A 7224-nucleotide genomic window follows, 5' to 3' on the forward strand; every position below is an offset into this window, starting at 1 on the left:
AGGCCAGGCGCTCGGCGGGGTAGGCGGGGTCCAGGGGCACATACGCGCCGCCGGCCTTGTGCACGGCCAGAAGCGCCATCACCATGCGCTCGGTGCGCTGCACGCACACGGCCACGCGCGCATCGGGGCCCACGCCCAGGGAACGCAGGTGGTGGGCCAGTCGATTGGACTGCGCATCGAGTTCGGCGTAGCTCAGGCGCCGCTCGGCGTGCACCAGCGCGATGGCATCCGGCGTGCGCAGTGCCTGCGCCTCGAACAGCGCGTGCATGCACAGCTCGGCCGGATACTCCGCCTGCGTCGCGTTCCAGCCCACCAGCAGTTGCTCGCGCTCGGCGGGGGACAGCACGCCGATGCGGCCGAGCGGCATGTCCGGAGAATGCGTCAGCGCATCGACCAGGCCCTGCAGAGCCTCGCGCATGAACGCGCAGATGCGTGCCGGATCGATGCTGGATTCGACCTGCGCCGTCAGGCCCAGCCCTTCGCCCAGGTCGTCCACCGACATGGTGAAGGCGTAGTTGGTCCGCTCCACCGCGCCCAGGCTGTCGATGCCTTCCCAGGCTGCCGAGGCCTGTGCTTCCGGCGAGTGCGTCGCATCGGCGCTGTAGCGGTAGTTGAAGAGCGAGCTGAACAACGGCGTCGGTGCCGCGACGCCGCTGCAGCGCTGGGCGAGCGCCAGCGGCGCATGCTCGTGCCGGATCAGCTGCGCCAGCAGCCGGTGCACTTGCAGAACACCCTCGCGCGCGTTCGCTGTTCCCACCTGCACGCGCAGCGGCAAGGTGTTGATGAACAGGCCCAGCACCCGGTGCGAGCCTTCGCCGCCCTGCATGCGGCCGAACAGCACGGTGCCGAACACCACGTCGTCGCGGCCCGCGGTGCGCGCGAGCACCAACGCCCAGGCCAGGTGGCACAGGCTGGCCACGCTCACCGCCGACGCTGCGGCGCAGCGGCGCAGGGCCAGCGCGAGCGTGCCGTCCAGCCGCTGGCGCGATTCGCGGATCGCGATGCCGTCGCCCTGGACTTCCGTCAGGCCGAACGGCGCGGTCGGCTCCTCCAGGTCGCCCAGCATGCGGCGGAAGAATTCCTCGTGTTCGTGCCGGGGCACGCCCAGCCGGGCCTGCGCCACGAAATTGCGGAACGGCAGCGGCGCGGGCAGCTCCGCGGCGCGCCCTTCCAGGTGCGCCTGCACCTCGTGCTGGATCAATTCCAGCGCCGTGTGGTCGGCCACCGCGTGGTGCAGCCGCAGCAGCAGCATCCAGCGGCCGTTCGGTGCATCCTGCGCGATCGCCACGCGCATCAGCGGCGCCTGCCGCATGTCGATGCGGTGGTGGCGCGGATCGAAGTGCTCGCGCAGCTGCGTGCCGACGTCGCCCTGTGCCGCATCGAGCACCAGTTCGTCCACCGGCAGCGGCGCTCGGCGCCAGACCACCTGCACCGGCTCGGGCAGGCCCTCCCACAGCATGGCGGTGCGCAGGATGTCGTGCCGGTCGATCACCGCCTGCATCGCGCGCACGAAGTCCTCCGCCCGCGCCCGGTCGGCGCAGGCGAACAGCGCGGGCACCAGGTACACGTCGCCCTTGGGCACCAGCAGGTGGTGGAAAAGAATGCCTTCCTGCAGCGGCGCCAGCGGGTAGATGTCCTGCACGTTCGCGGCGCCGCCGGGCACGGTGCGCACGATGGCGTCGACCTGTGCCTGCGTCAGCTCCACCAGCGGCAGCATCGCCGGCGTGATGCTCTCGCACCGGTCCGGAATGCCGTTGGGCAGCACTTCGACCATGCCGCTGTCGCCGCCGACCTGCTCGGCGAGCGTAGCCAGGCTGGTCGCGGTGAACAGCGTGCGCACGTCGGCATGCAGGCCGGCCTGGCGCATGCGCTCGATCAGCTGCACGGCCAGCAGCGAATGCCCGCCGAGCGCGAAGAAGTCGTCGTGGCGGCCGATGCGCTCCACATTCAGCAGCTCGCGCCACAGCTGCGCCAGCGTGGCTTCGATCTCGCCCGCCGGCTCCTCGTAGGCCCGCACCGCGTAGGCCTGGGCATCCGGCGCGGGCAGTGCGCGCCGGTCTATCTTGCCGTTCGTGGTGAGCGGCATCTGCGCGAGCAGCACGTAGGCCGCGGGCACCATGTGCTCGGGCAGCGAAGCGGCCAGCTGCACGCGCAGGCTTTCGCCTTCGATGCCGCCTTCGATGCCGCCTTCGATGCCTGTTTCGGCGACGACGTAGGCCACCAGACGCTTGTCGCCGGGGTGGTCTTCCCGCGCCAGCACGGCGGCTTCGCGCACGCCGGGCAACTGCGCAAGCCGCGCCTCGATTTCGCCCAGCTCGATGCGGAAGCCGCGCACCTTCACCTGGAAGTCGTTGCGGCCCAGGAATTCGATGTTGCCGTCGATGCGCCAGCGCGCCAGGTCGCCGGTGCGGTACATGCGCCCGCCGCGGAACGGATCGGCCATGAAGCGATCTGCGGTCAGCTCCGGGCGGTTCAGGTAGCCGCGCGCCACACCGGCACCGCCGATGTAGAGCTCGCCGGCCACGCCGACCGGCACCGGCTGGCGGTGGGCATCCAGCAGGTAGACGAACATGTTCGCGATCGGCCGGCCGATGCCGGGCGCGGTGTCCGCGGGCACGCAGACCTGCATGGTCGCGCACACGGTGCTCTCGGTCGGCCCGTAGGCGTTGATGAAGCGCCGGCCCGGCGCGAAGCGCTCGACCACGGAGGCGGGGCAGGCCTCGCCGGCCACCACCAGCGTGGCGATGCCTTGGAGCTGCGCATCCTCCGGCAGGGCCGCCAGCACCGCGGAGGGCAGCGTCGCGTGGCTGACGCCATGTTCGCGGACGGTGCGCAGCAGCGCTTCGCCGACCAGCGGCACGCCGGGCTCGCCCAGCACCAGGCAGGCGCCCTGGCGCAGCGTGACCATGGTCTCGAACACGAACGCGTCGAAGCTGATCGACGAGAACTGCAGCACGCGGCTGGCGGCGTCCACGTCCATGCTGCGGATCTGCGCTTCGGTGAGGTTGCACACGCTGCGGTGCTCCACCATCACGCCCTTGGGCTGGCCGGTCGATCCGGAGGTGTAGATCACGTAGGCCAGGTGCGAGGGCGCCAGGCCCACGTCGGCACGCAGCGGATTGGTGTTGGGGTGCGCGTCGAAGGCATGCGCATCTGCGTCCAGCACCACGCTGCGATAGTCCACGTTCTGCAGCGCCTTCTCGCCGGCGGCGTCCAGCAGCACCACCGTGGGGTCGCTGTCGGCCAGCAGGTAGGCCAGGCGCTCGCGCGGGTAGGCGGGGTCGAGCGGCACGAAGGCGCCGCCGGCTTTCAGGATCGCCAGCACGCCGACCAGCAGGTGCGGCCTGCGCTCGACGCAGAGCGCCACGCGCGCATCCGGGCCCACGCCGAGGTCGCGCAGGTGGTGCGCGAGGCGGTTGGCCCGCGTGTTGAGTTCCGCGTAGCTCAGCGCCTCGGTGCCCTGGACTACCGCCACCGCCTGCGGCGTCCTGGCGGCCTGGGCCTCGAACAGTTCGTGCACGCAATGGTCGCGCGGGTAGTCGGCCTCGGTGGCGTTCCAGTCGATCAGCAGGCGGCGCGCTTCGGTCGGGCCGAGCAGGTCCAGCCGGTCGATGGGCTGCGGCGTGTCGGCCGCCATGGCGCGCAGCAGCTGAACGAAGCAGCTGGCGAAGCGCTCGATCGTGAGCCGATCGAACAATGCCGATGCGTATTCGATGCCGCCTTCGATGCGGTCGGCTGTTTCGCCCAGGCTGAGCCAGAGGTCGAACTTCGAGAAGCTCTGGCTCGCATCGATCGGCTGCAGCTTCAGGCCGGGCAGCGAGAGATCGATCGGCGCGTTGTTCTGCCAGGTGAAGCTCACCTGGAAGATCGGGCTATGCGCCAGGCTGCGCACCGGGTTGACCAGCTCCACCACCTGTTCGAACGGCAGGTCCTGGTGCTCCTGCGCGGCCAGCGCCTCCACCTTCACGCGCCGCAGCAGTTCGGCCGTGGTCGGACCGCCGCTCAGGTCCAGCCGCAGGGCCAGCGTGTTGATGAAAAAGCCGATCAGCCCTTCGATCTCGACGCGCGTGCGGTTCGCCACCGGCGTGCCGACCACGATGTCCTCCTGGCCGGACAGCCGCCCGAGCAGCGCGGCCCACGCGGCCATGAGCGTCATGTGCAAGGTGGTGCCGTGGCGTTGGCCCAGCGCCTTCAGGCCGGCGGTCAACGCGGTGTCGAAGGCGATCGGCAGCGTCGCGCCGCGGTGGTTGTGCTGCTTCGGGCGCGGCCGGTCCGCGGGCAGTTCCAGCAGGGCCGGCGCGCCGGCCAGGCGCTGCTGCCAGTAGGCGCTTTGCCGCTGCAGCACCTCGCCGTCCAGCCAGCGCCGCTGCCAGACCGCGTAGTCGGCGTACTGGATGGCCAGCGCCGCCAGCGGGTTCTCCAGCCCCTGCACGAAGGCGCCGTACAGCGCGCGCAGCTCGTGCATCAGCACGCCCAGCGACCAGCCGTCCGAGGCGATGTGGTGCAGCGTGACCAGCAGCACGTGCGAGGTGTCCTCCAGCCGCAGCAGCCGGCCGCGGATCAGCGGGCCCTGCGTCAGGTCGAAGGCCTCGTCGGCCTCGCTCTCGGACAGCGCTTGCGCCTGCGTGCGCGCGTCGGGGTGGCTGCGCAGGTCGTGCTCGCGCAGCAGGAAGCCGATGTCCGCCGGCGCGATGCGCTGCACCGGGCGGCTGCCTTCCAGCACGAAGCGCGTGCGCAGCGTTTCGTGCCGCGCGACGATGCCGTCCAGCGCGCGGCGCAGGGCCGGGCGGTCCAGCTCGCCTTCCAGGCGCAGGCCCAGGGGGATGTGGTACGCGCGGCTCTGCGAGTCGAGCTGGGTCAGGAACCACAGGCGCTGCTGGGCGAAGGACAGCGGCAGCGGCGTGTCGCGCGAGACCCGCGTGATCGACGGCAGCTCGCTGCGCGCGGCGCCGTGGATGGCGCCGGCCAGGTCCTTGAGCTGCGGGTTGGCGAACAGCTGCGCCAGCGGCAGCTCCACGCCGAGTTCCTGGCGCAGCCGGGACACCAGCCGCACGGCCAGCAGCGAATGCCCGCCGAGGGCGAAGAAGTCGTCGTTGCGGCCGGCGCGTTCGACGTTCAGCAGCTCGCTCCAGAGTCGGGCCAGGGTCGCCTCAACGTCATCCGTCGGCGCCTCGTAGGCGCGCGCCGCGTAGGCCTGGGCACCGGGGGCCGGCAATGCCCGGCGGTCGAGCTTGCCGTTGGGCGTGAGCGGCAGTTCGTGCAGCTGCACGAAAGCCGCCGGCAGCATGTATTCGGGCAGGCGGTCGGCCAGGAGCGCGCGCAGCGCGCCAGCGTCGATCGCGCCGTCCGTGGCGCCATCCGCGGCATCGTCCGCGACAACATAGGCGACCAGCCGCTTGTCGCCGGGGCTGTCTTCCCGCGCGATCACCGCGGCCTCGCGCACGCCGGGCAGCTGCGCGAGCTTGACCTCGATCTCGCCGAGCTCGATGCGGAAGCCCCGGATCTTCACCTGGAAGTCGTTGCGCCCCAGGAACTCGATCTCGCCATCGGGCAGCCAGCGCCCGAGGTCGCCGGTCTTGTACATGCGCCCGCCGTGGAACGGGTCGTCGAGAAAGCGCTCCGCGGTCAACTCCGGCCGGTTCAGGTAGCCGCGCGCCACGCTGGCGCCCGCGATGTGCAGCTCGCCGGGCACGCCGACCGGAACCGGCTGCCCGCGCGCATTCAGCAGGTACATGCGCGTGTTGGCAATCGGCCGCCCGATCGGCGGCAGGGCCGGCCAGCAGGCCGTGTCGGCCGGCAGCGTGAAGGCCGTGGTTACGTGGGTCTCGGCGGGCCCGTAGTGGTTGAGAAGCCGGCAGTCCGGCAGGGCCGTGAAGAAGCGCGCGATCTGCGGCGTGATGCGCAGCTGCTCGCCGGCGATGATGACTTCCAGCAGCCGGCAGGGGGCGGATGCCGCGTCCGGCTCGGGAATGGCTTCGGCCAGCTGCTGCAGCGCGATGTAGGGCAGGTACAGGCGCTGCACCCCGCGCGCGCAGAGCAGCGCGAAGAGGCGGCGCGGGTCCAGCCGCACGTCGTTGTCGACGATTTCGAGCGCGGCGCCGCTGCACAGGGCGGTGAAGATTTCCTGGAAGCCGACGTCGAAGCCGAGCGCGGCGAACTGCAGCGTGCGCAGCGGCGCGCGGCCGGTTTCCTGCGCGAGCTGCCAGGTCACCAGGTTGGCCAGCGGCGCATGCGGCATGGCAACGCCCTTGGGCACGCCGGCGGAACCCGAGGTGTAGATGACATAGGCCAAGTGCCGCGGCTGGCAGCCGTTGGCGGTGGGTGCCAGGTCGTGCGCGGGCAGGTCCGCCCAGGCGTGCGCGTCGGCGCGCAGGTCCAGCACCTTGGTGGAAGAAGGCGCTTCCAGCGCGCGCGCCGTCGCCGCGTCGGTGAGCAGCACCAGCGGGGCGCTGTCGCGCAGCATGAAGTCCAGCCGCTGCGCCGGGTAGTCGGGATCGAGCGGGACATAGGCCGCGCCGGCCTTCAGCGTTGCCAGCAGTCCCACCACCATGTTGATTCCCCGCGGCAGGTGCAGGGCCACGCGGCAGTCGGGGCCGGCGCCCAGGCTGCGCAGGTGGCGCGCGAGCCGGTTGGCTTCGGCGTTCAATGCCGCATAGCTGAGCGAATCGTCGCCGTGCGCCACCGCAATGGCTGCCGGCGTGCGCGCGGCCTGTGCCTCGAACATGTCGTGCAGGCACTGTTCGTGCGCGGGCGTCACCGCCGTGTCGTTCCACTCCACCAGCAGGCGCTCGCGCTCGGCTAGCGGCATCACGTCCACGGCAATGAGCGGCGTGTCCGGCGCCTTCTCCAGCGTGGCCACCAGCACTTCCAGCGCGCGGTGCATGAAGTCGAACACGCGCTGCGGCTCCACCGGCGCGCGCACCTGCACGCCGAGCGAAAAGCCTTCCTGCAGGTCGTCCACCGAGAGCATCAGCGGGTAGCCGCTGCGTTCCATGTAGCCGAGGAGCTCGATGCCTTCGAGGGCATGGACGGTCTCGTTGGCCTGCGCGCCGTGGCGGAAATTCAGCAGCGAAGCGAACAGCGGCGCCGGTGCGGCAATGCCGCTGCAGCGCTGGGCCAGCGCCAGCGGCGCGTGCTCGTGGCGCAGCAGCCGTGCCAGCAGGGCATGTGCCTGGCGCACCCCGTCCTGCGTGCTGCCTTGGTCCAGGCGCACCCGCATGGGCA

The 7224-nt window shown here is 71.4% G+C and carries 1 protein-coding gene; it reads right to left on the bottom strand.

The genetic code is table 11. The features are described from left to right. Window positions 1-7224, bottom strand: a 7224-nt coding sequence (locus H0U68_RS14090) for a non-ribosomal peptide synthetase (RefSeq protein ID WP_296356619.1), incomplete at both ends; no start/stop codon positions are given.

Origin of the sequence: Ramlibacter sp. (assembly GCF_013697775.1) — a bacterium.
GTDB lineage: Bacteria > Pseudomonadota > Gammaproteobacteria > Burkholderiales > Burkholderiaceae_C > Ramlibacter.